The organism is Legionella nautarum (assembly GCF_001467895.1).
Taxonomy (GTDB): domain Bacteria; phylum Pseudomonadota; class Gammaproteobacteria; order Legionellales; family Legionellaceae; genus Tatlockia; species Tatlockia nautarum.
In genome coordinates this window covers 906,348-932,437 of sequence record NZ_LNYO01000013.1, presented here as the reverse complement: position 1 = coordinate 932,437, position 26,090 = coordinate 906,348, and the positions used below count along the sequence as shown (strand labels likewise).

The following is a 26,090-nucleotide window of genomic DNA, read 5'->3' as shown; positions in this document are numbered from 1 at the left end:
AAATCACTGTCCAATAGAATTTTTGGGTACAGGACAGTAATAATAATTAGCGTTGGCTTCATGCCAATCTTCCGCAAAATCCTCTGGGATTGAACCATTTAATAAGGCTCCTGGCTGTAAGTAATTATAGAGCTGAGCATAATTTTTTGCCTTTTGATTTCCTAATCGATGCCAAATCATACTAGGGTGCAGTTTATCGGGATGGTCCACTCCTAAAGCGCCGACTAGTTGGAGAAAGCTAGTAATTGTTTCATTATGATAGTTTTTAACATGCACTGCTTTTGTATCGATATCAATTGCCTTAGCACGTTTGGGATCTTGAGTCGTTACTCCCGTAGGGCAATGACCTGTGTCGCAACGCAGCGCTTGAATACACCCTACAGCAAACATCATTGGACGTGCTACATTACAAAAATCAGCGCCTAAAGCTATTTTTTGCAACATATCAAAACCATCTACTATTTTACCACTTACCAAAAGCTTAATATGCTCACGAAGATTACATCCTACCAAGCTTGAATGGACGAAAGGAATTGCCTCATCTAGCGCAAGTCCTACATAATCTGAAAACTCACTAGGCGCAGCCCCTGTTCCTCCCTCAGCACCATCAATGGTAATAAAATCTGGAAGAATACCTGTTTCAAGCATCGCTTTACATATACCTAGAAAATCACTGCGCCTGCCAATACATAATTTAAATCCCACTGGCTTGCCGCCACATAATTGTCTTAAACGAACCACAAATTCTAATAGTCCTCGCGGAGTACTAAATTCAGGATGATTAGCTGGAGATTGACAATCCTGTCCTTCAGGAATGTCTCTATACTGAGCAATTTCTTTGGTTACTTTCGCTCCAGGAAGAAGCCCTCCATCGCCTGGTTTTGCTCCTTGCGATAATTTTATGGCAATCATTTTAATAGATTTTTGATTCGCTTTTTTACGAAACTCTTCATCATCAAAAAGGCCTTCCTTAGTACGACAACCAAAATAAGCTGAGGCAATTTCCCATACTACATCCGCTTCATAGCGTAGATGATACTTAGTCAGGCCGCCTTCACCGGTATCTTGGGAGAATCCACCTAATTTAGCGCCTTTGTTCATCGCAAGGACGGCTTGAGAACTCAAGGCACCAAAACTCATTGCCGAAATATTTAAGCGAGAACTATTATAGGGTTGCTTGCACTGCGGGCCGCCAACCATAATTCGAGCAGCCTCTAACGGGACTTTCTTCACATTGATAGAATGTAATGTGAAATTAAAACCTTCCTTCTTAATATCCCTTTCAGTACCAAATGGATGCGTTCCACTAGCACCATGAGCGCGACTCTTTATTAAATCGCGTTGTTCACGATTATAAGGACGACCACTTTTATCATTTTCAAAAAAATATTGGCGTATTTCAGGACTTATAAATTCCATTAAAAACCGAATATGGCCAATAACGGGAAAATTATAAAGCACGTTATTTTTAGAAAAAGTATCACTGATCCCTAATAAAATGATAGGAATCACCAGGATAAAAAAATAAAGGCTCTTAGACCAAATTATAGAAGTACATAACAAGATAAGAACAACAAATAGAGAAATAAGATAAAATTGTTTTTGCCACATTTTTTTTACTTCCTTATTAAATTGATTATTTCCTTATTGAATTGATATATAGGATCAATTTGGCAGCTGATCAAATTGGAGCCATTAATCGTATGACCCTCCCTTTGAGTTTAGATTAAAGCGCCAACTTAACTTCATTTAAAGGTGACCTTAGCGAGTATGCAATGCATAGAGGCAAAAATTTTGTAGCCGATCTAGAATCTCTTTCTGCGAGTACATGTGGGAATGGATTTGATCAAGACATTTCAAATTTGTATAACATTTTTGCAAGCCATTTCCGCTATAGTAGGGCAATGGAGCATATTATCGAAAATAAAAAACAACCAAAACCAGAAATTACTGAGGAAAAGGAGAAAGAGAAACAAAATATTTCTTCAACTGGGATATAGTAAAGAATAAATATTATCTTTTTAATAATCATTCTTTTTTGACAGATCTTTCATACGAAAAGATAAGAAATAGAAAAGTAATTATCTCCTACCGCCGCTACCGGGCTGAAACAAAATAGCCCTGTGAAGGTTTGAGGGGTATGCTGCTAAACTAGCCGGCACCGTTCTTAGTGGGCTGCTCCTCAGCAATGAGGAGTTACTACCCGACATTAATAGATAAAAATATAGGGATGCTGTGTCTTATCGAGCCAATGAAGCATCATTAGTAGTTGTTTTTTATCTAAAGCGATACATCCATTAGTTGATGAATTTGGTGAACGCCACAAATGTATGAAAATGGCGCTACCTGCTCCGGCTATTGTTGGATTCATATTGTAGTTGACAACCGCGCCAAAGGTATAAGGTTCGATTAACATCGATTCGTAACTTTTCGCATTGGTTGAACCATTGACCCAACTGTTGTACTGTTTATTGTTCACATCATCGATGAATTTGTCGTCTGCAGTAATGTATTTATAATCCATTTTAAGTGCCAATGGCTGCGTTCCAAATGCCTCTCCGATAGGATATAAACCTGCTGGCGTCTTTAAGTCGCCTTCTTTCTTTTTTCCAGGTGAGGCTAGCCCATTTTTGCCAATAACAGCGTTAAAGGGCGAACTAAACATAGATTGCCAGATTGTTCCTTGCTTTTGACATAAAGTTATATTGGCCTTCATGCCTCCCAAGGATTTAACAACCACAATTTGCGAGCTATGCGCTAATATTTTTTTTACCTGTTGGGCCCTGTGCAGGACTTGGCAAGCATTATTGAGCTTATTAGCTGCCGCTACGAGGCTTGTCGATGCCAAGCTAAAGAAAATTACAGATAATACTAGAGATTTATAACCCATTTATAATCACCTCTCAATATATCACTTCCCCCTGTTTACAAGTTCGTAATATACTGGGCGCATTCAATCGAAGCAATCTAACCATGAAAAGAGAAGCGCAGCTATTTGCCGGCCATAAATTCTTTGAAGAAACTGGAAGCCAAATCTTGACTCGTTTGGCCAAAGTTGACTTTCGCGACATCAAGAAAACTGAGCTTCTTCACAAACAACTTGAAGATTATTTAATAATGTTAGAACACCACGCCCGCTGGGAAGAAGAGTTTATTTTTAATAAATTCTTTACTCAGGACGAAGTTTTTTCGCTTTTTGACGATCATTCTGAGCTTGAGAGTAAAGGAAAAGAAATCATTACCGGACTTAAGTTGCTTTTAGAGTTGCCCCCTCAAACGAGGATTGGCAAAGGCAAACAGATCTATTTGGATTTTAGAAAATTCTATGCCTCCAATCTTGTTCATTTTTATGAGGAAGAAACTAGTTTTTTAAGCCTATTGCAAGCAAGAGCAACCGATGAGGAAATTAGGGCTATCGACAAACCAATTTATCAGGGCATGAGTAGCGGCGACATAGTAGAAATGATTAAACAGCTCTTTCCACCGCTCAATATGAGCGACAAGAAAAATATTCTTGAGGATTTAAAATGTTTCAATACGGCCAACTTCGAATCTGCCCTTTCGGAGCTACGCATGATGTTTAGGAGCGAAGAGTTCGTTGAGATCTTGGGAGAAGATCTTCCCAATAAATAGGTTGGCTTAGCCCATTCGTTTACTCAAAAGAGTAGATCACAGTTAGATTTATTAAAGACTATTACTGTAAAAATCAAAGGACTGATATGAAAATAACACAATGGGTTTTTAGTATTTTAGCAGTACTATCAGTATTTTTTTTAAATATCTCCCACGCCGCTGAATCCCCAAAAGAAGCGTCTTCAATCACTAAGAATTCAAATAATACACTGCTAAAAGAACTACTTTTCAATGATAAGGAATCGTTTAATAATGCATCTAAAGGCTTTATTGCACCTCTGCCGGATAATGGTGTGATTAAAAATGCTAATGGAAATATTATCTGGGATTTGAGTAATTTTTCATTTATCAAAAAAGATAGTCCCTCCCCTGATACAGTCAATCCCAGTTTATGGCGCCAATCTCAACTCGTAAAAATGGATGGATTATTCCAGGTTAGTGAACATATCTATCAAGTGCGTACTGCAGATCTTTCCAATATTACCTTTATTGAAGGACCACACGGGATAGTCATTGTCGACCCCTTAATCTCCACAGAAACAGCAACCGCTGCTCTTGATTTATATTTTAAACATCGACCTAAAAAACCCATTGTTGCAGTCATTTATACCCATAGCCACGTTGATCATTATGGTGGAGTCAAAGGTGTCGTTACAGAAGAAGATGTTCGTGCGGGTAAAGTAAAAATTGTAGCGCCCGTTGGTTTTATCGAAAGTGCAGTGGCGGAAAATGTGATGGCAGGCAATGCGATGAGCCGCAGAGCGAGTTATATGTATGGTAACTTATTGCCTATGTCACCCACTGGCCAAGTAGGAGCTGGTTTAGGGATGACTACTTCCTCAGGAACAGTATCGCTTATTCCCCCTACCGATCTAGTCAAAGACAACCAGCAACAGTTAAGTTTAGCGGGATTGGACTTTGTTTTTTATATGGCGCCAGACTCTGAAGCACCGTCTGAAATGTTCTTTTACATACCAGAATATCATGCTCTCTGTACTGCAGAAGATGCAACACACACACTTCATAACACTTATTCACTAAGAGGAGCAAAAATTAGAGATCCCTTAGCCTGGTCAAAATATTTAAATGAAGTACTTTACCTTTGGGGAAATGATGCCCAAGTATTGTTTGCCCCTCACCACTGGCCAGTTTGGGATAAAGACAATATTGAAAAGCATTTAAAATTACAGCGAGATATGTATCGGTTTATTAATGACCAAACCCTGCATTATGCAAACCAAGGGTTTACCATGGATGAAATAGCAGAAAAAGTGAAGCTTCCTGAGACCTTAAGTCATTATTGGTCAAACCGTGGTTATTATGGAACGATGAATCATAATACCAAAGCCACTTATGTAAAATATTTAGGCTGGTTCAGTGGCAACCCTGCTACCCTACATCCTTTGGTTCCTGTAGAGGCCAGTAAAAAATACGTCGATTATATGGGCGGTGCTGCCAAAATTATGAATCAAGCCAAAAAAGATTATGAACAAGGAAATTATCGTTGGGTAGCCGAAGTAATGAATCATGTAGTCTTTGCTTATCCCAATAATCAGGAGGCACGTAATCTTGAAGCCGATGCCTTAGAACAACTGGGGTATCAAGCTGAATCAGGACCATGGCGCAATTTTTACCTTAGTGGTGCTAAAGAATTACGTGAGGGAGTAGAAAAAACGGCTACACCCGATACCGCTAGTCCAGATACGATTCGCGCTATGAGTACAGATTTATTTTTTGATTATCTAGGGGTCAAATTGAATGGTGAAAAAGCGGCCAATACTGTACTTACATTAAATTTTGTTTTTCCTGATATTAATGAAAAATATCTCGTAGAACTTAATAATGGTAGTTTACATCATATTAAGGGTTATCAATCGGATAAAGCAGATGCAACTATCACTATCAATAGGGAAATATTAAACCAAATTATTCTTAAGCAGAAAACGATTGCCAGTACAGTGGCCAACAACGAGTTAAGAATCGAAGGTAATCCAGAGTCATTACGGCAATTGCTAAGTTTCATAGATAATTTTGATTTCTGGTTTAATATCGTAACTCCTAATCAATGAGATTAGGCAACGAGCCGAAAATTTTTTTCTTTTGCTAAAAAAATAGGCTCCATAGGCAATAAATGAACCACATTGAAAAGCTCATTGGTGAAGCAATTGAGCAAAGAAAAATGAGGTTTAACTATTGAAGGTCATGCTCGTAAAATTGAACCTCAACCACTATAGATTTTTGCACGACTGCAAACAACTTCATTGCTATCAAATCGGTAACGGTAGTCGCAGCGGCGGTCTTCCACAATGGAGAAATTTTAGATTAGACAAAATCGAAAATCTCTCCATGGATACGCTCCCATTTACACAACGCCGCGATTATAATCCTGGAAATTCTCATTATTCGAGGATTCTTAAACAGATTAATCAGAGTTAGGAGCAACACCTGGAGTTGCTTCTTCTTTAAGTATCTTCGTCGTTTCAGCAACAAAGAAGCCACCATAACTTAGATCCGTACCAGTTATCAGCTTTCTGAGCTTATGATAAAAATGTGTTAAAAAGTCATCATGACGATGTAGTGTAAGAATAGACTTAACCTCATTATCAAGTTCTGTATCTATCTCAGAGAGCATTTCTTCCGGATTTTTGTCAGCTTTAAGCCTTTCTTTGAGGCTAGTCATCATATCAACTTTAATCTTTAATAGTATATTGGGTTGCTCTGGTGTAGTTAGTAAATTTTTTTCCGTTTCTTGTCGTAGATGTCGATCATAGCTGTACAAAAGCTTGTTGATAGAGAACAATTGATTGGTTTGCTTAATCCATTTTTGCTGTTCAGTAAGAGGCAAATTCTTAGGCATAGCTAAAGCCTTCTCCACAATCAGTTGTAGAGATTCACGTTCTTCTTTTGAAGCCGCCTCAGCTAAACACTGACTGTGTAAATTCAGCAACATGAATACACTATGATGATAATCAGCGTTTTGCTCTAAGCTTTCATCTTTATCTATAATGAACCAAGGTTGTGAACCGAGAAACAGTTGCTGTTTAAATTGCTCTTCTGCTTCCGGGTTCTCGTGTTGAGATTGTTCTAAAATCCGCAAACGCTCCGCATGCAATTGCAGATGCTTTTGTAATAAGCCTTCGGGCCCTAAATATCGCTTATACACTTCAAGCAGGTAGGTTTTATTCGCCTTGTTTTTTTCAAAATCATCACTTAATAGATGAGCTGCCAACTGGGGCGCTGCCTCAACCAAGGAGCAAGCAATTGCTTCACGAACGCGATCAAACTTAGTCTTTTTGGTAATAATAATTTCATCACTGCCAATTACGGCATGGTCTCGGCTCTCATTCTCTTGCGGAGGAACGGATATAGCAGAGGTTTTAACTAAAACCGAATCTCGCGATTGTAATTGCTTTTTCGCCGCCCCAACGTCGGTATAAGCTACTAAATCGACCATACCGCCTCGTGTGCGATTTGGCCTTTTAGGATCAGCTACCTCCAAGATCCCTGGTTGATGGCTTTTGTACGTTGAAGCTTGAGATTCGCGAACATTTCCTAAAGGTGCCAGCACTAAACTTTGCATATCCCAGTCAATTGGATTTTCCCAGGCACCTAGATAAGCTTGCATCTCACTCGAAGAAAACTTATTGCGTGTATTAGCATCAAAGCCACTACAACTCAGATCAGGCATTGCAGCACACAACCCTTCCCAATCTGAGACAGGATATTTTTGCAAGCGATGAATATTTGCCCAATCTTGCGCTCTTGTTGCGTCAGAAAATGCATCGAGGTGGGCATTGATATCATCAATAGTGAAGCTCTCGCCCTCTCTAGACGCAACAATACGGGTCAATGCGCCACCCTTATTGTAGCCACTACCACCGAAACGGTTCGCTGCTCTTCTTGCTGGTTGATTATTTGCTACGGCTACTTGAAGATCCCGTTTATGAATAATTATGGTCATCATGCCGGTGTTATGATGTAGTTGGGTAGAAAGTTTGGTATGAGTAACCATTGGAGGGCCGGCTAAAACAACGGCATTTCGCTTACGGTTCGCTAATTCGCTTAATGCCTTATCAAAGTTAACTTCTTGGCAATTAAGGATAAATAAATCAGCATTCGTCTCTTCAAATTGTTGAACTATTTTATCTGCGGCAGTCTCGCCTAAAGAACCATTACCGCAGTTAAGAGTAAATACTCGTATGCTTAAACCCATGAATTACTCTCCGTTTTGCAGTTGCGATGATCTTTTATTATACATGAATATGATCAAAATTTACATGATTAGATCAGAGATTTCGCATTCCAGGCTTGACAGTTAGATGACCTGGGAGTTTCAAGAATAAATAATTTTACAGCTTTGAAAAAAAGGTTTAGATCTAGGTAAAATGAGAGAATTGGTTCATCCAAGCAAGGATGAACCAACAAGCTGCCATTACTATTAATCATTTATCTTGAGAACTCTATGCGTAGTCTAAGTCTTTTTGAAAATATAATTTGTGAAATCGATACAGCCCTACGCACCCTGGCTCCGCCTGCTCAAAGGGTGGTGCAACGGCATTCGCCTGCAGAGGGCTTGCATGAATCGCCTTTGAGCTCACAGGAAAAACGCCATATAGCAGGATTAATGCGAGTCAACCATGCCGGTGAAGTCTGTGCTCAAGCACTCTACCAAGGACAAGCCCTCACAGCGCAACTTGCTCGAGTTAAAGCGCAAATGGATGAAGCGGCAGCCGAAGAAATTGATCATTTAGCCTGGTGTGAACAACGCTTATTGGAATTAGGCAGCCAACCCAGCGTATTGAATCCAATTTGGTATTTAGGCTCTTTTATGCTGGGTTCTTTGGCAGGTATGGCAGGCGATCGTTGGAGTCTTGGTTTTGTTGCAGAAACAGAGCGGCAAGTCACTCAGCATTTGCAAAACCATTTACAAAAATTACCTCCTCAAGATGAAAAATCAAAACTTATCTTAGAGCAAATGGAAGAAGATGAGGCCCATCATGCCGAAGTCGCTAAAGAAGCCGGTGCGGCTGAACTCCCCTTAGTCATCAAAAAATTAATGCAGGCTGTTTCCAAATTGATGACCCATTCAAGTTATCATTTATGACTAACTTCATTCTCATTCTTGCAGCTTTTGCATTAGTGTTGCTCAATGCATTTTTTGTCGCTGCCGAATTTGGCATGGTAAAATTAAGACATACCCGAGTGGCTATTATTAGAGAAGAATACCCTTGGCGGGGAAGTATTTTAGCCAAAGTACATCATAATCTTGATGCTTATTTATCGGCCTGCCAACTTGGGATTACTCTCGCCTCCCTGGGATTAGGTTGGATTGGCGAACCCACTGTGGCCCGTATACTTCATCCTATTTTTTCGTGGATAGGATTTGTTCAACCCAAGCTGCTTGCAGCGCTCAGCTTTATCTTTGCTTTTTCTCTCCTCTCGTTCTTACACATCGTTGTTGGCGAACTCATGCCAAAATCGTTGGCAATTCGTCAAAGTGAACAAATTTCCTTATGGACAGCAGTCCCTCTCTACTTTTTTTATTGGCTTATGTATCCGGTAATTTGGCTGCTCAACTCTTGCTCTAATCTTTTATTAAGAAGTTTAAGCCTAGATGTTATGCACCCCGGAGAGCAGTTTCACTCCAGCGAAGAAATCAAGCTTATCCTGCGCTCTAGTCAATTGCATGGCGAATTAAGCCAACAGGAAACGAGCATTCTCTCTCATACACTTGATCTGGCTGATTTGAATGTCAGTGACATTATGCGCTCTTATGACGACATGGTGATGCTCGATAATCGCATTGTCAGTAAGGTGTTAATGGAAACATTGAATCACTATCATTACAGCCGCTATCCGGTGTATGACAAAGCAAAAAAACAGATTATTGGCATTCTCCATGTCAAAGATTTGCATCCTATTTTGCTAGAAACTCAAGAAAATGACGAACTGGTTCTTGAGGGAATCTTAAGACCTGTTCCCAAAATTTCCTATAGACTCCCGGTTTTAGCCTTATTACGTCAATTCCAGGAGGGTATGCCCCATTTTGCTTTAGTTTACGGACGGCAAAATGCGATTGTAGGTTTTGTCACTTTAGATAATTTATTGTACTTAGTCATCGGAGTTATTCAAGATGAATTCCATCAAACCCAAGAAGCTTGGGTAGCCAATAAGGATGGTAGTTTAACCGTAAAAGGCGATTGTTCGCTTTATACCCTTGAACGTGCCTTACAACGTGAGTTAACTTTACCTATTGATGAGGAAGAAGACATAACCACTGTTGCCGGTTTAATTTTGCATCAACATGGCTCGGTGCCTAAAGAAGGGGAAATAATTAGCTTTCCTGATTTTTCTGCTACTATTGAACATATTCAAGGAGCACGAATCAGACAAGTAAGAATTATCCCTAACCCTTAAACAACTCAACTCATGCGGCAAAGGATGCAAACTATGGGAACAGGCACTTCATTTATCGTGTTCGTTATCATGATTGCTTTTATTTTTGAGTTTATTAATGGTTTTCATGACGCCGCAAATTCCATAGCCACCATAGTCACCACGGGGGTTTTAACCCCACGTCAAGCAGTTATCTGGGCTGCGTTTTTTAATTTTATCGCGTTTATGGTTTTTAGCCTGATGGTGGCAAAAACCATTGGTAATGGACTGATTGATACTAACATTGTGAATGCCCACCTCATTTTTGCCGCTCTGATAGGGGCAATTTTTTGGAATTTGGCCACTTGGTATTATGGCTTACCCTCCAGTTCCTCCCATGCTTTGATTGGCGGACTCGCTGGGGCTGCCATTGCAAAGGGCGGGATAGCGGCGCTTAAGCCTGCAGGATTTATCAAAGTAGCTATCGGTATCTTTGTAGCTCCCGCTGTGGGCTTAGCCTTTGGATTTCTGCTTGCGTTCTCAATGGGTCTTCTCTTAAATAAATATCCTGAAGAAGTACTCAATAGAGTATTTAAGGGTTTTCAACTTGCTTCCTCAGCATTATTAAGCCTAACGCATGGCGGTAACGATGCTCAAAAAACCATGGGGATTATTGCCGTTCTCTTATTTTCCTCTTCGTTACTCGGCGATACCTTTTATGTTCCCTTTTGGGTCATTATTTCTTGCCAGACGGTTATTAGTTTAGGCACTTTAGCGGGGGGATGGCGAATTGTGCATACCATGGGAACTAAAATTACTGAACTTAATACCATGCGCGGCTGTGCGGCTGAGTCTGGTGCAGCAATCATGATTTTTGCGGCAACGGAATGCGGTATTCCTGTTTCAACAACTCACACCGTCACGGGAGCCATTGCCGGCGTCGGTCTTAATAACGGCCTTAAAGGAGCGCATTGGCCTGTTTTAAGGCGTATTTTTCTCTCATGGCTTCTCACTATTCCAGCGGCGGGGATTATTGCCGCTGCCATCATGTTGACTTGTGGTTAAGCAGGCGATCCTTTCTCATATTGAGATCTCTGGATCCCGCGAACAAGCCACGGGACGTTGGGAGAGAGTTCAACCATGCAAAAACGCCGATTAGGCACCAAACCAACGAAATACTTCACGGGTTAATTTAGTTAAAAATAAAGCATAAGCAAAGGAGCCAAGATAGGCCAAAACGATTACCAGTCCGTCTTCTTCAGAAATACCTAAGCCAAATAAAATGATTATGGAGGCGAAAATAAAATTACTAAACGGAATAGGCAGTAACAGCAAGAAACTCAAACCTAATAAAACCACCCCATGTAAGCGCTCCATTGCCGATGAAGTGAAAAATAGCCAGCGCGGCTTCAATAAATGTTCGATGGATACTAAATAAGGAAGTGTTTTATTAATCACCGTCGCTAGTTTCTTAGTCTCGATTTTACGATTTGCCAATCGGGTGGGTAACCATAAATTGGGTTTGGCAATTATAATATGAAGAGCGATAAAAACGATGGGTAAGCCAAAGATAAAGGAGATGCCCGGCACTACCGAAATAGGTAAAGCACTAGGTAAGGCAAACAGAATAATAATTAAACCATAAGCTTGAGGTCCAATTGAACGGACTAACTCCTCATAAGTGATAGAAGCGTCTTGTTCATGTTTTTTTAGCAACTGCTTAAATAAAGCTGCAATTCCAGTATGTTTAGTCAACTTTTTGTTCTTTTCTATTCAACTCGCTATTAAAGCGACCATAAAACCAGTAAATAACTATACCTGTTATCATCCAAATGATAAAGCGCAGCATCGTAATCCATGGGAGGTGAAAAATAAGATAAGCACAACTCAGAATACCTAAAATCGGAATGGCCGGCATGAATGGTGTTTTAAAAGGACGGGGTAAATCCGGCTGCAGATAACGCAAGATAATGACTCCGCCACAAACCATAATAAAAGCGAAAAGAGTCCCTATATTAACAAGCTCAGCCAAGTCATGCATGGGTATTAAGGCCGCTAGCAAACCTATGATTAAACCGCTGATGACAATAATTCGAATCGGTGTCCGTGTTCGCAAGTTAACTACAGCAAAATACCCAGGTAATAAACCATCACGCGCCATGGCTAGAAAAACTCGACTTAAACCATAAAAGAGGACAAGCATCACTGTCGTTAAGCCTGCGATTGCCCCCACACCGACTAAGGCCGCCGCTAGTTTATATCCCAAATGGAGTAAAACATGAGAAATCGGAGACGCAACATTTAAGCTGTAGTAAGGAACTATTCCAGTCAGTAAGCCAGCCACAATGATGTATAAAGTAGTACAAATAAGCAAAGAACCGATAATCCCTATTGGCACATCACGCGAAGGTTTTATTGCTTCTTCAGCAGCGGTTGAAACCGCATCAAAGCCAATATAAGAAAAAAAGATTAACGAAGCCCCCTCAATAACTCCCTTCCAGCCAAAAGGCATAAAAGGAAACCAATATTGTTCCTGCACTTCAGTGACTGCGATGCCAATAAAAATAAAAATAACAATGAGCTTCACCAGCACTATAAAGTTATTAAACCGCGAGCTCGATTTCACGCCATAGATTAGCAAGATGGCTAAAAAAATAATGATTGCAAAGGCTGAAAAATTAAAGATCCCTCCATCTCCCAAGCCATGACGCCAACCAGGATGTAGTTTCAATTTGAGCGCTTGTAAAAAATCATTGAAGTAACCACTCCAACCCACAGCCACCGCAGAAACAGAAATCGAATATTCAAGCAGCAGATCCCAGCCGACAATCCAGGCAATTAACTCGCCAAAACCTGCATAGGCATAGCCATAAGCACTCCCACAACCACCGACGCTGGATGCTAATTCTGCATAAGACAAGGCAGCAAATGCGCAGGCAAAGCCAGCAATTATATAAGACAAGATAATGGCGGGACCTGATTGTGTTGCTGCAACAATGCCTGTTAGCACAAAAATTCCTGCTCCGACAATGGCACCCACACCGAGAAGGGTCAAATCAAAAGCAGACAAACACTGCGCCAATCGAGTTTCTGGTTCAAGAGGATCATTTACCGCTTTTTTGCGCAACAAGTCCATGTTAGTATGCCTCTCGGAAAAAGTGATAAAAGGAAATTGTTACATGAAGTTAAACGCAAAACTACTCTCTTTAATAGGCGCTCTGGTTATGACAAGCTCCGCTTTCGCTTCTTTTGGAAACCTATCACCCAAAGCCTGCCCCAATGTTAGCGCAATCCAAGCGGAAGGGGTATCAATGGCTCTTGAGTTATTTCCTAGAATGTTTCTTACTTACCAATTTAGCGATTATGGCACGCCCCATAACTGGTTCTTTGCTGTCGGGTTTTTTAAGCAAGAAAAAGAGGCTGACGCCATTACTGAAGGAAAGAAGTCTCTCTCTAGTTTAACAGGTAACCCAAAACCGTTACTTAACGAAGAAGGTTATTGGCTTTGCGATTACGACATAGGCGACAACCTTGCCGCAGTGGCAATTTATGCTGATCTAAAAAATCCTTTGCCTATCATAAAACAGTTTTTTCAAAAATTACCTTAATTGAAAAATTGATAGAATTGGGAATAACAAAGATGCAACGATGCGCATGGTGTACTCAAGATCCTCTTTATGTGGCCTATCACGATGAAGAATGGGGGGTTCCGGTTAAAAACCCTCAAAAAATATTCGAGATGATTGTGTTAGAAAGCATGCAAGCGGGGTTAAGTTGGTTCACTGTTTTAAAAAAACGAGAAGCCATGCGCGAGGCTTTTTTAGATTTTTCTCCGGAAAGATTAGCTCAGCTCTCTGACGAAAAGATAGAAAATTTGTTGACCAACAGCGCGATTATTCGTAATCGTTTAAAAATAAAATCGGTAAAAACCAATGCGCAACGTTTTTTAGCTGTCGCTGAGCGCGAAAATATTATCGATTATTTCTGGCAGTTTACTGGCGGAAAAACCCTGCAACCTCAGCTTGAATCATTACAGCAAATTCCTGCGGTCACCCCCGAATCCACTGCCATGGCTAAGCAATTAAAAAAAGATGGCTTTAGTTTTATGGGGCCAACTACTTGCTACGCTTTTATGCAATCGATAGGAATTGTTAATGATCATCTTATTTCCTGTTTTCGTCACCAGCAATTGAGTTAATGTCTATAATTTAGACATTAATACGATTGGAGCGTCTGATGCAAAGAATGATTGCTAGGCTTAGCTTGTTTATTTTAATCGTTTTTAGTCCTTCAGTTTTCGCAGATAAAATTCTCCTAACCGGAAGACCTGTCGTCTTATTTCCCACGATGAATTATTATAGTTTTCCTAGCGCTTATGTATCTAGCCATAATTATCATTTTGTTAATGTCAGCGGGGATAATCGAGTTTGTTTTATTAATGCACAACCGTCACTTAAATCCCTCGATTTATTACGGATTACTATCGCGCAAAACAATAAAAAATTTTTATGGTACTGCTATCGTTATGATCCGCGGTATTTTGTGGTGGAGTTTTGAGTTTGAAAATTGCGGCGTTGTCCCGTTCGGGCTCTGAGATATCCCCACGACATTAAATAGACTGTTTAGTTCATTGATCGTTTTGTATATCCCGTTCGCACTGAGGAAGCGCGCAGCGCTGTCTCGAAGTGTCGCAAATAGCCCCCTTTCGAGAGCCTCAGGACAGGCCTTCCACAGCCTGTACAGATCAAGCCTGAAGACTATCCTTAAACGAGCGAATATGACGATAAGCATCTTCAATGCGAGCTTGGCTAATCTCGCCTGATTTTACTTTTGCTTCGATAATATCAATAACTTCTTTGGGATCCTGAGGAGTCTTAGATAATTGGTTGCCAAAAATAAACATATCAGCGCCTGCATTCACGGCCAAGGTCACTGCTTTTTCTAAACCATAATGATCGCTAATCGCTTTCATTTGCATGTCGTCGGTAACAATCACTCCATTAAATTGTAATTGCTCACGCAAAATGCCGGTCAAGATCTTACGTGATAAAGTAGCAGGCAAGCCGGATTCATCGAGTTTTCGATTAACAATATGCGCAGTCATCACCATATTACAGCCCTCATTTCCGCCCAAAAGCTGTTTATACGGCTGTAATTCAGATTCTTGCCAACTCTCACTCACATCCACAAAACCTAAATGTGAATCCGAATTAGAACTCCCATGGCCTGGAAAATGTTTATAAGCACATTGGGATTTATGCTGTAAAAAATAACGCGAAAAAATGGTTGCGAAGCTGGCTACTTCTGCAGGATCAGCAGAAAAACTACGACCTAACTGACCGATGATGGGATTTTCTGGATTCACATTGACATCGATATCAGGCGCAAAATTTAAATTAAACCCACCATCTTGCAAGGTTCTGCCCATACTATCGGCTAAACCAGCAACCTCTTCCTTTTTCATTTTGGCAACCTCTGCAGCGGGAAGAGTCTCAGGAAATCCATATTCCTTGCCTAAGCGATTAACAGCACCGCCTTCGTAATCAACCGAAATTAATAAAGGCAATTGAGGGCGATGGTATTTTTGATTGGCACGTTCATTGGCCTGTTGCAATTGGTCATTCAGCTTTTTAACCTGGGCTGGACTTTCAATATTTTTATCGAAGCTATCTGTACGATAGTTATAATCAAATAAAATAACGCCACCGATATTGTCGTGATTAATTGCTTTGATAATAGGGGAATTATTATCTACTTGCTTACCATCAAAGCCTATAATAAGCATTTGACCAATTTTATCTCTTAGGCTTAGAGATTCTGTCGCCAGGGTTTGCCCCATGGTCAATAGAGCGCCAGTTAAAATTAACAATTTAAAAAACTTCATAGCTCATCCTACTAACAAAGGACTGCATATGATAACAATTTATACAAAAAGAATCAATAATGTACTTCGAGATCTGAAAGAGCATCATACCGAGCTAAAGGCATGAAGCGGTAGGAGGAGGTTATTTTTCTCTTAGTAATTCTTCTTAATATTGTTTATATTCTCAATAAGCTATTCCTTATTCCAATCAAGGATCACTATGTGGAAATCCCTTATTTCTATTGCCCTAGGCGCAGCTATAGGTGCCATTCTTCGTTGGTTGCTTAGTCTTAAACTCAACCACCTCTTTCCCTCGATACCGCCAGGAACGCTGGTCGCAAATCTTATCGGTGCTTATATCATTGGCTTAGCGATTGCATATTTTAGTTCTATGCCGAGCATTGCTTCGGAATGGCGTTTATTTATCATTACTGGTTTTTGCGGGGGATTAACGACGTTTTCCACCTTTTCGGCAGAGATAGTCGCCTTATTACAGGAAGAGCAATACGGGATGTTTTTGGGAGAAATTGTTTCTCATTTAATGGGTTCAATGTTAATGACAATAGCAGGCATGGCAACTTGGTTCGGGTTGCAACACCTCCTTAAATAGGCCTAAATTGCTAGTTTCAAGAAAATTATGCTACTTTTTAATTGAACCTTTTGGGGATGATTATGATGAAATCTTTTATTGAACAAGCGCGAATGTATGGGGCTTATCACCGAAAACCAATCACTCGCTACACCCATTTTGCGGGTGTTCCATTAATTATTTTCTCATTAATGGTCCTTTTTGGTTTTCTTCATTTGGTTATTCCCGGTGTCATGGATATTACTCTGGCAAGCATCGCCACCTTTGCTTTACTTATTTACTACTATTTTCTTAATTGGCGCTTAGCCCTAGTCCTCACTGCCGTCTTTATTATCTTACTTTGGCTTGCAAATCTTGTAAGCTACTATGGCCCGACTCGCTCAGCGCTATGGATTTTTTTAATTACTTTTATCTTGGGCTGGGCACTGCAATTGATTGGTCATTTTTTTGAAGGCAATCGTCCAGCTTTCCTCGATAATATTTGGCAAGCCCTCATTGCGCCAATGTTTTTAACTGCTGAACTCTTTTTCTTAGGCGGGCGGATGCAAAATTTACAAGAGCAAATTCAGGGTATCGAGGAGAAAGAAGAGCCTATCCATGAAGAAAGTTCCTTAGATAATGAGATTGATAAATCTAAGTTGGAATAATTAAAACCTGCTGTAAATACAGCAGGTTTTAATTAGAGTTAAGAGATAGTACAACGCTCTGGCTGATGCTCCTGTCCTCTTTGAGCATCTCTATTTTGCCGATTTGCAAAGCTGTGGTATGGATTGCGCCCAACGGGTACCACCGCTTCCTGAGGCAGATCTTGTTCAGCTATACGGCGCGCCGCAAGTAGATCCGGGTAGCTATCATCCAACATATCAATAAAAGCCATCTGCACAGACTCAAGTAATTCTAGAGGATTTATTCCTTCATCCATTGTAGTAGCCAGCACTTGGGCTTCCTCAAATACGCACTTAGCTGTTGCTAAATCTGATTTTAATCTCTCTATCGAGGCATCAGTCATTCGAAAACCCTGTCTGTATAGAATCTCGATAGCTTGCTTGAGACTAGGTTCTTCTTGAAGCTGGCGGCCATGGAAGATATTCTCCATAACATTGCTAGCATTCATTTCAAGAACATATTGCTCACCTTCAAGGCTAATAGCTGGCGGTAGATAGCCTTTAAACCAGCTCCGAACTTCCTCTTCACTCAAGTTATTTTTATTAATTCTCAGATATAATTTTGCAACAGAGTACCCGCCCACTTTCTCATACTCGAGATCAAGGGGATTGCTAGCCGCCTTCGCGGATGTAGTTTGTACAATAGGCTCTTCTTTTTCACCCTCATTCGCTGCGTTATTAAGAATAGTCTTTTCCTGCTCTTCAATTTCAACGATCTCTACTTCAGATTTTTCTTTTTCTACTGCTTTATTTTCATTAACTTCAGGTTGTTCAGGGGGGAAGAGAGTATGGAGATAATGATCCATATCCCTATCAAGGAAAGGACCCATAGGTGTTTTAGCTATATCCCGGTAATTTTCATAAGACTTGCCCTTACCTGTAAACACTGCGTATTCTTTGATTTCTCCTTTATCATAAAAATGTAGACGAAAGCTAATTCTCTCGGAAATCAAATACTCATATTTTGTAAAAAACCTCTTTAACGACTCTAAAATTTCCACTGAATCATCAGCAAAAGTAAAGACTATCTTTTCGTCTCCTGGGTTATCTAGCACTGCCTTCTGTAGCTGAGCAATAAGGAGTGGTCTTTTTACTGGATCAAAGATATATGTTTCGTGTTTGAGCTTAGGAAATTGCCAATCGTCAGCGTCGGGATTAATTTCCAATTCTTTCATTATTTGGTCGTAAGAAGCACCACTTTCAAGTCCCGCTTTTGCATCGGCCATTAGAAAAGTATCCAGTTCAAAACCCAGATACTCACTTACCTTTTTCAATGCGGGAAAGGCTGAAGAACAGCCATCACGCATTAGGGCGTTTTCTGCATCATGCTGCTGGTCTTGCCGATTTGTTCCAATCATCAAAACCCTTTTTGTGGCTCCCATGCTTTCAGCTTCCGCTCTTATTGAATCGTAGTAACCTTGATTGGCAGTAATGACAAGCTCACTGGAATGTTTTGTTGGTGATTGGGGCCCCGCGTTGTATTTCTTATTAAATACAAGACCGTCAACATCCACTGAATAATAATAAATTGTCATTAAATCACCTTTTGAAATGTAAATAAGCGATCTGTATTTTAAAGATGATTAATTAAGGCAATATTAATAGGCGAAATATTCATTTTTTGAGGGAGCCTTGTTAATCAGAAGCTTTGCTTTGAGGCATCTCTTTCTCAGTTATTTACAAACAATCATATAACAATGATGAATCCGTTGATTACGTTTGAAATCCAAATCAACTGTTTCCGCACTTATATCTTTGACCTGATATTGCTCATTAACCTGCGGCGATAATTTGAATTGTCTAAAATTAGTTGAAAAGTATAGAATGCCTTTTGGATTCAAAATGCGCATCGCGAGCTCAATTAAGGTCTCATGATCACGCTGAATATCGAGAGTTTGGGTCATTCGTTTTGAGTTTGAAAAACTTGGCGGGTCAAGAAAAATGACATCAAAGCGATCACGGGTAATTTTCAACCACTCGAGGCAATCAAATTGCACGAATTGATGTTTCGATAAATCCAGATGATTCAATCTGAAATTATCTTCGGCCCAATCTAAATAGGTCCTTGATAAATCAACGCTGGTTGTTATCGCACCTGCCAGAGCCGCATGCACGCTGGCAGTGGCCGTGTAACAAAAGCAATTGAGAAAGCGAGTACCTGCTGCTAGTTGCTCAAAACGCATTCTTAGCGGCCGATGATCTAAAAACAAGCCAGTATCAAGATAGTCATACAAATTAACTTTAAATTTTGCTCGGCCTTCAACCACTGTCATCGTATGTTTGGTTTGATTCATTTTTTGATATTGATTAGAGCCTTTTTGCTGCTTGCGCTGCTTAACTACTAATTTTTCTGGTGCAATGCCTAAGGCTTTTGGCACGGCTTGAATCACTTCTAAACTACGTTTTTGCGTTTTATGGAGGGGAATATCCGCCGGCGCTACATATTCTTGAAGGACCGCATAATCATTATAAATATCGACAGCATAAGCATATTCAGGCAAGTCGGCATCATAAACTCGATAACAATGAATCTGATTTCGTTTTGCCCATTTTTGTAGATGAGCAAAATTTTTATGCAAGCGATTAACGAGCATTTCTGCACCGGGAGATAAAGTCCCTAACTCCTGGCCCTTCAACTGATTCTCCGCACTCAGGGTCATGCAATATAATTTACATTCTATAGCACCATTGAATAGGGTGTATTGTTTACTCGCTCGTAAACCCAAAGCTTTTGCGAGCATTGGATTAGAGGTTAAAACGGCTGCCTGCCAACCTTGATAATAACTATGTAGTGTTGCTCCTAATTGCTGATAAAGAGGAACAAGTTGAGTTGCATCGCCTAAACGCTCACCATAGGGCGGGTTAGATACGACTAATCCTTTATTGTGATTCGGTCTGCAGTCTTTGACTGGCAAGGCAGAAAACTCCACTAAAGGTAAGACCCCTGCGCGCTCAGCATTCTCTCGCGCAATATTAATGAGCTTTGGATTACTATCTGTCCCACGCAGTTTTACCGAAGTAGGTTTCACTTGCTGGAGAGCATGGGCTCTCACTTTTTCCCATAAAGAAGGCTGATGTTGCGTCCAATGAACAAGTGCTTGATCATGGCGCAATAATCCCGGAGCAATATGCCCTGCCATCATTGCCGCTTCGATCACTAAAGTCCCTGCCCCACAAAAAGGATCATGAAAGGCATAATCGGCTGCCGCCAGTTGTGGCCATTTAGCCCGCAATAACATGGCGGCAGCTATGTTTTCTTTTAAGGGTGCCTCACCGGCCTGAGTACGGTAGCCTCGTTGATGTAGACTATAGCCAGTCAAATCAAGACTCACTGTAACAACCTCATCTTTTAGATGAGCATGTAAGCGAATATCCGGTTTTCCACGATCGACGGTGGGGCGCGTTCCTTTAAATTGGCGAAAATGATCCACAATTCCATCTTTGACAACCTGAGCACCAAACATTGAGTTGCGAATATGAGTTGAAGAACCATGAAATTCGATAGCAAGTGTTTTCTCAGCCGTAAAAACGGTTTGCCAAGGAAATTGATTACATAATTGATAAAGAGTTTGCTCATTATGAGCATTCCCGCTAAACAAGATAAGTTGAATGCGATTGGCTAAACGGGTCCATAAGCAAAGATTATAAATCACGACCAAATCAGCCTCGCCATAGACCCCTTGTGGGCTTACTCGAGTCACCTGTAAACCGATGGCTTTCACCTCTTCTTCTAAAAGGTATTCAAGCCCTTTGGGGCAGCTAATGAAGAGGGAATGAAGAGAGTGATTCATGATACACAACTCCGCAAAAAGCGAAAAAGTGCTTTACTAGCGCCTAAGTTTTTTCCGCTGTTCCGTTCCTCTATCGCTTTTTTGACTAATTGCCGCAGCTGCTGTACCTCTTCAGGTTGATATTCAGCAATAAATTCAGTCAGCGCGTCTTTCCCCCCCTGAATTAACTTTTCACGCCATTGTTCTAACTCATGAAAGACCACCGTTTTTGCACTATCTTCTGCCAAAAGTGCATCATAAGCCTGCAAAATAGCCTCTGTATCTGCTGAGCGCATCAATTTTCCAATGAGTTGAGCTTGACGCCTAGTCGCGCCATGGCTTTTGATCGATTTTGCATCAATAATGGCTTGTCGCAAAGGTGGGGACAGAGGTAAGGTATCCAGCTTTGTTTCGCTCAATGCAATCAACTCAACGCCTATTTTCTTTAGAGCCTCTGCATCGCGTTTTTTTTGTGATTTACTTTTTAACTCTTCCATCTCTTCCATCGAATTAGCCTTTCAAAAAGATTGCTACCTTAACCGCAATCCATAAAAAAACACAGTACTTTTAATTCTAGCATTTCACCAGATCATATTAATCAACAGCAGCTATTGGAGGAAGCGCATAGTCCTTGGCCTTGGCTTTCGTACGAAAATAAGCACGGCTAATCGCGATAAAATTGTAGATTAAAATAAGGAGCAATAAAGAATGCAACCAAGTTACCGTGATTTGTGTAAATAATTGTACAGTAATAAAAACACCGACACAGCCGAAGAGACTTAGAATTAAGGTTTTTTTCAGAGGAATTTTATTTTGTTGCACAAAAACTAAAGTAGTCAGCGGTTGCTGCATCGCACCGGCTGTGGTCATGATAGGAAAAGCCACCAAGGGTGACACATTCATTAAAAATAATACGGCCTGCACCATGACGAACAAACCAATACCGACGGAAGTTAAGCCACCACAAACTATCATGGCGAAAAAGCCAATAACTAATTTCCACGAATGCAATTCGACGAGATCGCCACCAATAGGTACTACGTGCAATTGATGACAGATTAATAAGACAATAATTGCCGCAAAACAGCAGATCATTGCTAAACGAATGGCTTGTTTACTTAAGCGGCTGACTACAGCGCCACCCATTAACCCACCCACGCAGGTTCCAGCCACCAAGGTAATTAAAGTGATTAAGTCAACATCAATTAACTGCATGAAAAAAAAGGATTCAAAAACACCCGGAATAACTTGTGCGCCATTGTTTACTGCAGGGAGTTCATCATCAGGAAAAGTGCCAAGCAGCTTTGCCAAAGCAATATTCACGGCAAAACTTCCTACTCCAAGCGTATCAGCAATAAAAGCCAGAATACCGCTCACACCGAGTTTTAGATAATCTAAAGGAGATAAGGGCACAGACGGCTGTTGCCTCAATCGATAAACCATAGCAGCAACACAAATTAAACTCAGAATTACTATTCCAGAAATGATTAAATTAATTGTCATTAGATTCTCATCATGTGGGCGCCGCTAAGCCTTGCGAAGTAGCTTGAGTAACATATTTTTTATCCTTGAGACCAACGCTAATCTATTCCATTTGACTTAGGGTAAAAAAAGGTCTTATCGATTATACAGCATTTGCTTTGCCCAGCAAACAACAGTGTGTTTTAATTTGACACAAAACGATGATCGCTGATACAACTGATGAATTCCTATGATTTATCCGACGTTACTGCGTAGACGAAATTTCGCGAGTTTAGATAAAAAAATGTCATATCGACTCGCATTTCCCGTTCGTGCTTTGAGGTATCGCCATGAAATGCGTATCTAAGGAATTTGTATTAATTTTATTCCGTTCAGTCTGAGGTGCACGCATGGCGTGCGTCTCGAAGGCTTGTCCTGAGGCTCTGAGAGGGGAGCCTTTTGCAACACTTCGAGACAGCGCTGCGCGCTTCCTCAGTGCGAACGGTATAAACAAAAACATTAATGAACTAAACAGTCTATTTAATGTCGTGGGGATAAAACAGAACCGAACGGTTAAAAAACTAAAAACTCTTCAAAGCTCATCTACAAAACCTTACGAAAATCACTTACAACAGCGTTTTGTTATTTCTGCCACATGCTTTCCCTGGAAGCGCGCTATTTGACGTTCAAGAGCGCTCGGCATACGACTACCATCTGCACCAGCAATGGTGCCAGCACCATAAGGGGAGCCGCCATGTAACTCAGTAAGGTTGGTTAATCCCTTTTCTGAATAAGGCACGCCAACCAAAATCATTCCATGGTGTATCAGCGTATTCCAAAACGATAAAATAGTGGATTCATTACCGCCTCCAGTCCCTGTAGAAACAAATACACTCGCCACTTTACCAATTAACTCGCCATTTACCCACATACCGCCTGTTTGGTCGAGGAAATTACGCATTTGGGCTGCCATATTACCAAAGCGGGTCGGTGTTCCAAAAATAATGGCATCGTAGTCGCTAAGTTCCTTCGGCGTCGCAATTTCTGCTTTTTGATTTAATTTCACTCCGGCCTTCTTGGCAATCTCTTCTGGCATCGTTTCAGGTACACGTTTTAAGGTTACTGCCACACCCTCTACTTCAGAAGCGCCTTTAACAACTTCTTCCGCCATTATTTCTACATGCCCATAACTGGAATAGTACAGTACTAACACCTTGATCATCGAGTTCTCCTGAAATTAAAAACGATTATTACGAAAATCATCTAAAGCTTGTTTTATTTCTTCTTCAGAATTCATCACAAAAGGCCCTAAACGTGCAATAGGCTCCCTGAGTTTCTTGGCAGCAATTAATAAGCAATGGGTTTTTTCAGTGAGCGCTTGCAAAGTCAGCAGTTCGCCCGAACTTAAAATAGCTAAATGATGCCGTTTAACAGTTTCTTCTTGAATCTTTAGCTCACCAGAGAGAACAAAAACGAGTGCTTGATGACCGCAAGGAAGCTGCTGTTGCATTATTTGCTGCTCGGGCAAGCGGATATCGAAGAAAAGCGGGTTAGTTGCTATACCCGTTATAGGCGATTGAGTTCCTTTGTCCGTTTTCCCAGCAATTACTTTTATCTGCACCCCAGAAGCTTGCTGTTCAATAGGTAATTCTTTAGCCGTATATTCTTGATAATGAGGGGCAGTCATCTTCTTGACTGCAGGCAAATTTAGCCATAACTGCAGACCGGTTATGCCTTCATCCCTTTTTTGTGGCATTTCTGAATGAACAATTCCTCGCCCGGCAGTCATCCATTGTACATCACCAGGACCGATTATCCCTTGATGTCCCTGATTATCTTGGTGAGCAATCTCTCCTGCTAAAAGATAAGTGATAGTCTCAAAACCACGGTGAGGATGGTTAGGAAAACCAGCAATATAATCCAGCTCATTTTTACTATCAAAAAAGTCGAATAACAAAATGGGCTCAAAGGGATTGTTCTTTTCTGCCCCTATGTATCGTTGAATTCTTACTCCCGCACCCTCACGAACTAAAGTGCCAATGACTTGTTTTTCAACATGAATTTCTTTCATCAGAGATGAACCTATTAGGAAAGAATAATCCAAGGATAGATTAAAATAGGCATTTTGCCTAACTACATTAAAAGGACAGACCAAAACTATGCTAGAATGCCTGCAACTTGTTCAACAGGAGGTGCTATGCAGCGCTTAAAATTAATTTTTTCTATATTAGTTTGCTTACTAATAACAACGAATGGTTATAGTGCAAATGCTGTTTTAAAAGATATAAGAGGACAAAGTATTCCCTTCGATAGCTTAAAAGGCAAATGGGTACTTATCAACTATTGGGCTAGCTGGTGCCAACCTTGTCTCGATGAAATTGGGGAATTGAACCGCTTTTATAAAAAGAACAAGGATAGGGTCGCTTTATTTGCGGTGAACTATGATTCACTTCCCCTAGCGCATCAAATCGCCCTTATTAGAAAACATAATATTAGCTACCCTAGCCTGCGATCTAGTCCTGCCCGCGACCTAAAATTAGGAGATATCCGCGGGGTACCTGCAACCTTTGTTTTTAATCCAAATGGCCAATATAAAGGGACCTTATATGGGGAGCAAACGCTAAAGAGCTTGAATAAGGCAACCACAGGTTAAGACCCTTAAATAATTAATATTTTGGCCGGGTTGATAGAAAATATTCCTCAAAAAATCAAGCCGGTAACAATAAATATTAGCTTGGGAAAAATTTAATGCAAATTGCTGCAAAATCGATTCCATAAATATAAAAAAAGTTTAAAATGCTATTTTTCAATTTTAAATGGCTTCATTTATGTATTGGCGAGTCTTCTTTTTGTTATTCTTTGCTAAGGTGGCAATAGCAGGCCCATGGTGGACAGGCCCATTACTCGCCCCAGCGGGCAAGACTATTCCCTCTGGTCATTTTAATTTTGAACCTTACGCCTTTTATACGACTTATCCCCAGAATTTTAAGAATATTGAAATTACCCCCATCTTAACCGCAGGTATCACTGATTTTTTAGACTTGCAAATGGCCTTACCTTACGATTACAGCTGGATCAGCCAAAGCCGACATTCAACAGATATTGCCGACTATAGTTTAGGTGTTGGAATCCAAGTACTTAAGCAAAAAGAGGATGGATGGCTTCCGGATCTACGCCTAGTTGTTCAAGAAGTTTTTCCTACAGGACGCTTTGAAAATTTAGATCCTAGAAAATTAGGAACCGATCAAACAGGATTAGGCGCCTATATCACTGCATTGAGTTTAAATTTCCAAAAGCTGTGGCAATTTCACAATGGTCATTATTTGCGCTCACGTTTAAGCGTAGTTGGTGCATTTCCAGGAAGCTCCAGTGTTAATGGTGTTAATGCCTTTGGTGGCAGTGAAGTAACAGAAGGATCGGTGCATATTGGAAACAGTTATGCAGTCGACCTAGCCTGTGAATACCAACTCACTCAGAATTGGGTGCCTGTTTTTGAAGTTTTATACGCACACAGCGATGGAACAGCATTTTCAGGGAATCCAGGATTTACCCCTGGGGGAGCCATCTTAAGTATCGGTGGGCCAGGTTCTGATTCAGCCTCATTAGCACCCGCGCTTGAATTTAACTTTAACCCCAATTTAGGAATTATTGGTGGGGTTTGGTTTTCGGTCACTGGGCCCCATGCTGCTAAATTTGTAACTTCTACCCTTGCAGTGAATTATTTCTTTTAACCG

25 protein-coding genes are annotated in these 26,090 nt (G+C 40.6%); 13 read left to right on the top strand and 12 right to left on the bottom strand.

Going from position 1 to position 26,090, the window contains the following annotated elements; genetic code table 11:
* Positions 1 to 3: 3 nt before the first annotated feature.
* On the bottom strand, positions 4 to 1,611 hold the full coding sequence (locus Lnau_RS07505) for an FMN-binding glutamate synthase family protein (RefSeq protein ID WP_058504502.1): 1,608 nt from the start codon (positions 1,609 to 1,611) through the stop codon (positions 4 to 6).
* Between the two features lie 164 nt (positions 1,612 to 1,775).
* Between Lnau_RS07505 and Lnau_RS07500 the strand changes: the two genes are divergently transcribed.
* Positions 1,776 to 2,000, top strand: a complete 225-nt coding sequence (locus Lnau_RS07500; protein WP_058504501.1) for a hypothetical protein — start codon at positions 1,776 to 1,778, stop codon at positions 1,998 to 2,000.
* Between the two features lie 209 nt (positions 2,001 to 2,209).
* On the opposite strand, the gene Lnau_RS07495 is transcribed toward Lnau_RS07500, so the two are convergent.
* Positions 2,210 to 2,890 (bottom strand): L,D-transpeptidase family protein, encoded by a 681-nt coding sequence (locus Lnau_RS07495; RefSeq protein WP_058504500.1) that lies wholly within the window; start codon positions 2,888 to 2,890, stop codon positions 2,210 to 2,212.
* An 83-nt stretch (positions 2,891 to 2,973) separates the two neighbouring features.
* Here Lnau_RS07495 and Lnau_RS07490 point away from each other — a divergent pair, with 83 nt between their 5' ends.
* Positions 2,974 to 3,633, top strand: a complete 660-nt coding sequence (locus Lnau_RS07490; RefSeq protein ID WP_058504499.1) for a hemerythrin domain-containing protein — start codon at positions 2,974 to 2,976, stop codon at positions 3,631 to 3,633.
* Positions 3,634 to 3,719: 86 nt separating this feature from the next.
* On the top strand, positions 3,720 to 5,702 hold the full coding sequence (locus Lnau_RS07485; protein WP_058504498.1) for an alkyl/aryl-sulfatase: 1,983 nt from the start codon (positions 3,720 to 3,722) through the stop codon (positions 5,700 to 5,702).
* A gap of 353 nt (positions 5,703 to 6,055) precedes the next feature.
* Here Lnau_RS07485 and Lnau_RS07480 read toward each other — a convergent pair whose 3' ends face one another.
* Complete coding sequence (locus Lnau_RS07480; protein ID WP_058504497.1) at positions 6,056 to 7,846, bottom strand: hypothetical protein; 1,791 nt, start codon at positions 7,844 to 7,846, stop codon at positions 6,056 to 6,058.
* 249 nt (positions 7,847 to 8,095) lie between these two features.
* Here Lnau_RS07480 and coq7 point away from each other — a divergent pair, with 249 nt between their 5' ends.
* From coq7 to Lnau_RS07465, 3 genes are read left to right on the top strand one after another with little or no spacing between them, the layout of a single operon-like run.
* The gene (gene coq7, locus Lnau_RS07475) at positions 8,096 to 8,737 is read left to right on the top strand and encodes a 2-polyprenyl-3-methyl-6-methoxy-1,4-benzoquinone monooxygenase (protein WP_058504496.1); all 642 of its coding nucleotides are present in this window, start codon (positions 8,096 to 8,098) and stop codon (positions 8,735 to 8,737) included.
* Entirely contained in the window at positions 8,734 to 10,050 is a 1,317-nt protein-coding gene (locus Lnau_RS07470) for a hemolysin family protein (protein WP_058504495.1), read from the top strand. The genes coq7 and Lnau_RS07470 overlap by 4 nt, the downstream gene beginning before the upstream one ends.
* Before the next feature lie 33 nt (positions 10,051 to 10,083).
* Positions 10,084 to 11,073, top strand: coding sequence for an inorganic phosphate transporter (locus Lnau_RS07465; protein ID WP_058504494.1), 990 nt, complete (start codon positions 10,084 to 10,086; stop codon positions 11,071 to 11,073).
* A 90-nt stretch (positions 11,074 to 11,163) separates the two neighbouring features.
* Here the strand turns inward: Lnau_RS07465 and Lnau_RS07460 are convergent, their stop codons facing one another.
* Both Lnau_RS07460 and Lnau_RS07455 read right to left on the bottom strand, forming a co-directional pair.
* Positions 11,164 to 11,763, bottom strand: coding sequence for an exopolysaccharide biosynthesis protein (locus tag Lnau_RS07460; RefSeq protein ID WP_058504493.1), 600 nt, complete (start codon positions 11,761 to 11,763; stop codon positions 11,164 to 11,166).
* Positions 11,756 to 13,144, bottom strand: a complete 1,389-nt coding sequence (locus Lnau_RS07455) for an amino acid permease (protein ID WP_058504492.1) — start codon at positions 13,142 to 13,144, stop codon at positions 11,756 to 11,758. Before Lnau_RS07455 ends, Lnau_RS07460 begins: the two co-directional genes overlap by 8 nt.
* Before the next feature lie 43 nt (positions 13,145 to 13,187).
* Between Lnau_RS07455 and Lnau_RS07450 the strand changes: the two genes are divergently transcribed.
* From Lnau_RS07450 to Lnau_RS07440, 3 genes are read left to right on the top strand one after another with little or no spacing between them, the layout of a single operon-like run.
* Positions 13,188 to 13,616, top strand: a complete 429-nt coding sequence (locus Lnau_RS07450; protein WP_058504491.1) for a DUF4949 domain-containing protein — start codon at positions 13,188 to 13,190, stop codon at positions 13,614 to 13,616.
* Positions 13,617 to 13,648: 32 nt separating this feature from the next.
* Complete coding sequence (locus Lnau_RS07445; protein WP_058504490.1) at positions 13,649 to 14,206, top strand: DNA-3-methyladenine glycosylase I; 558 nt, start codon at positions 13,649 to 13,651, stop codon at positions 14,204 to 14,206.
* A gap of 38 nt (positions 14,207 to 14,244) precedes the next feature.
* A complete protein-coding gene (locus Lnau_RS07440) occupies positions 14,245 to 14,565 on the top strand; it encodes a hypothetical protein (protein ID WP_058504489.1) in 321 nt (106 codons plus the stop codon).
* Between the two features lie 187 nt (positions 14,566 to 14,752).
* Here Lnau_RS07440 and Lnau_RS07435 read toward each other — a convergent pair whose 3' ends face one another.
* A complete protein-coding gene (locus Lnau_RS07435) occupies positions 14,753 to 15,892 on the bottom strand; it encodes a glycoside hydrolase family 3 protein (RefSeq protein ID WP_058504488.1) in 1,140 nt (379 codons plus the stop codon).
* A 199-nt stretch (positions 15,893 to 16,091) separates the two neighbouring features.
* Here Lnau_RS07435 and crcB point away from each other — a divergent pair, with 199 nt between their 5' ends.
* On the top strand, positions 16,092 to 16,481 hold the full coding sequence (gene crcB, locus Lnau_RS07430; protein ID WP_058504487.1) for a fluoride efflux transporter CrcB: 390 nt from the start codon (positions 16,092 to 16,094) through the stop codon (positions 16,479 to 16,481).
* A 65-nt stretch (positions 16,482 to 16,546) separates the two neighbouring features.
* Complete coding sequence (locus Lnau_RS07425; protein ID WP_058504850.1) at positions 16,547 to 17,107, top strand: Mpo1 family 2-hydroxy fatty acid dioxygenase; 561 nt, start codon at positions 16,547 to 16,549, stop codon at positions 17,105 to 17,107.
* 38 nt (positions 17,108 to 17,145) lie between these two features.
* Here the strand turns inward: Lnau_RS07425 and Lnau_RS07420 are convergent, their stop codons facing one another.
* The 6 genes from Lnau_RS07420 to Lnau_RS07395 form a co-directional block, all read right to left on the bottom strand.
* Positions 17,146 to 18,660: a hypothetical protein gene (locus Lnau_RS07420; protein ID WP_058504486.1), complete on the bottom strand. Its 1,515-nt coding sequence runs from the start codon at positions 18,658 to 18,660 to the stop codon at positions 17,146 to 17,148.
* Positions 18,661 to 18,798: 138 nt separating this feature from the next.
* On the bottom strand, positions 18,799 to 20,916 hold the full coding sequence (gene rlmKL, locus Lnau_RS07415) for a bifunctional 23S rRNA (guanine(2069)-N(7))-methyltransferase RlmK/23S rRNA (guanine(2445)-N(2))-methyltransferase RlmL (protein WP_058504485.1): 2,118 nt from the start codon (positions 20,914 to 20,916) through the stop codon (positions 18,799 to 18,801).
* Complete coding sequence (gene yjgA, locus Lnau_RS07410; RefSeq protein WP_058504849.1) at positions 20,913 to 21,392, bottom strand: ribosome biogenesis factor YjgA; 480 nt, start codon at positions 21,390 to 21,392, stop codon at positions 20,913 to 20,915. Before yjgA ends, rlmKL begins: the two co-directional genes overlap by 4 nt.
* Before the next feature lie 97 nt (positions 21,393 to 21,489).
* Positions 21,490 to 22,398 (bottom strand): sulfite exporter TauE/SafE family protein, encoded by a 909-nt coding sequence (locus Lnau_RS07405; RefSeq protein WP_058504484.1) that lies wholly within the window; start codon positions 22,396 to 22,398, stop codon positions 21,490 to 21,492.
* Between the two features lie 580 nt (positions 22,399 to 22,978).
* Positions 22,979 to 23,578 (bottom strand): NAD(P)H:quinone oxidoreductase, encoded by a 600-nt coding sequence (wrbA, locus tag Lnau_RS07400; RefSeq protein ID WP_058504483.1) that lies wholly within the window; start codon positions 23,576 to 23,578, stop codon positions 22,979 to 22,981.
* 15 nt (positions 23,579 to 23,593) lie between these two features.
* Positions 23,594 to 24,427 (bottom strand): pirin family protein, encoded by an 834-nt coding sequence (locus Lnau_RS07395; RefSeq protein ID WP_058504482.1) that lies wholly within the window; start codon positions 24,425 to 24,427, stop codon positions 23,594 to 23,596.
* Positions 24,428 to 24,553: 126 nt separating this feature from the next.
* Here Lnau_RS07395 and Lnau_RS07390 point away from each other — a divergent pair, with 126 nt between their 5' ends.
* Both Lnau_RS07390 and Lnau_RS07385 read left to right on the top strand, forming a co-directional pair.
* Entirely contained in the window at positions 24,554 to 25,009 is a 456-nt protein-coding gene (locus Lnau_RS07390; RefSeq protein WP_058504481.1) for a TlpA disulfide reductase family protein, read from the top strand.
* A 175-nt stretch (positions 25,010 to 25,184) separates the two neighbouring features.
* Positions 25,185 to 26,087: a hypothetical protein gene (locus tag Lnau_RS07385; RefSeq protein ID WP_058504480.1), complete on the top strand. Its 903-nt coding sequence runs from the start codon at positions 25,185 to 25,187 to the stop codon at positions 26,085 to 26,087.
* Positions 26,088 to 26,090: the final 3 nt, after the last annotated feature.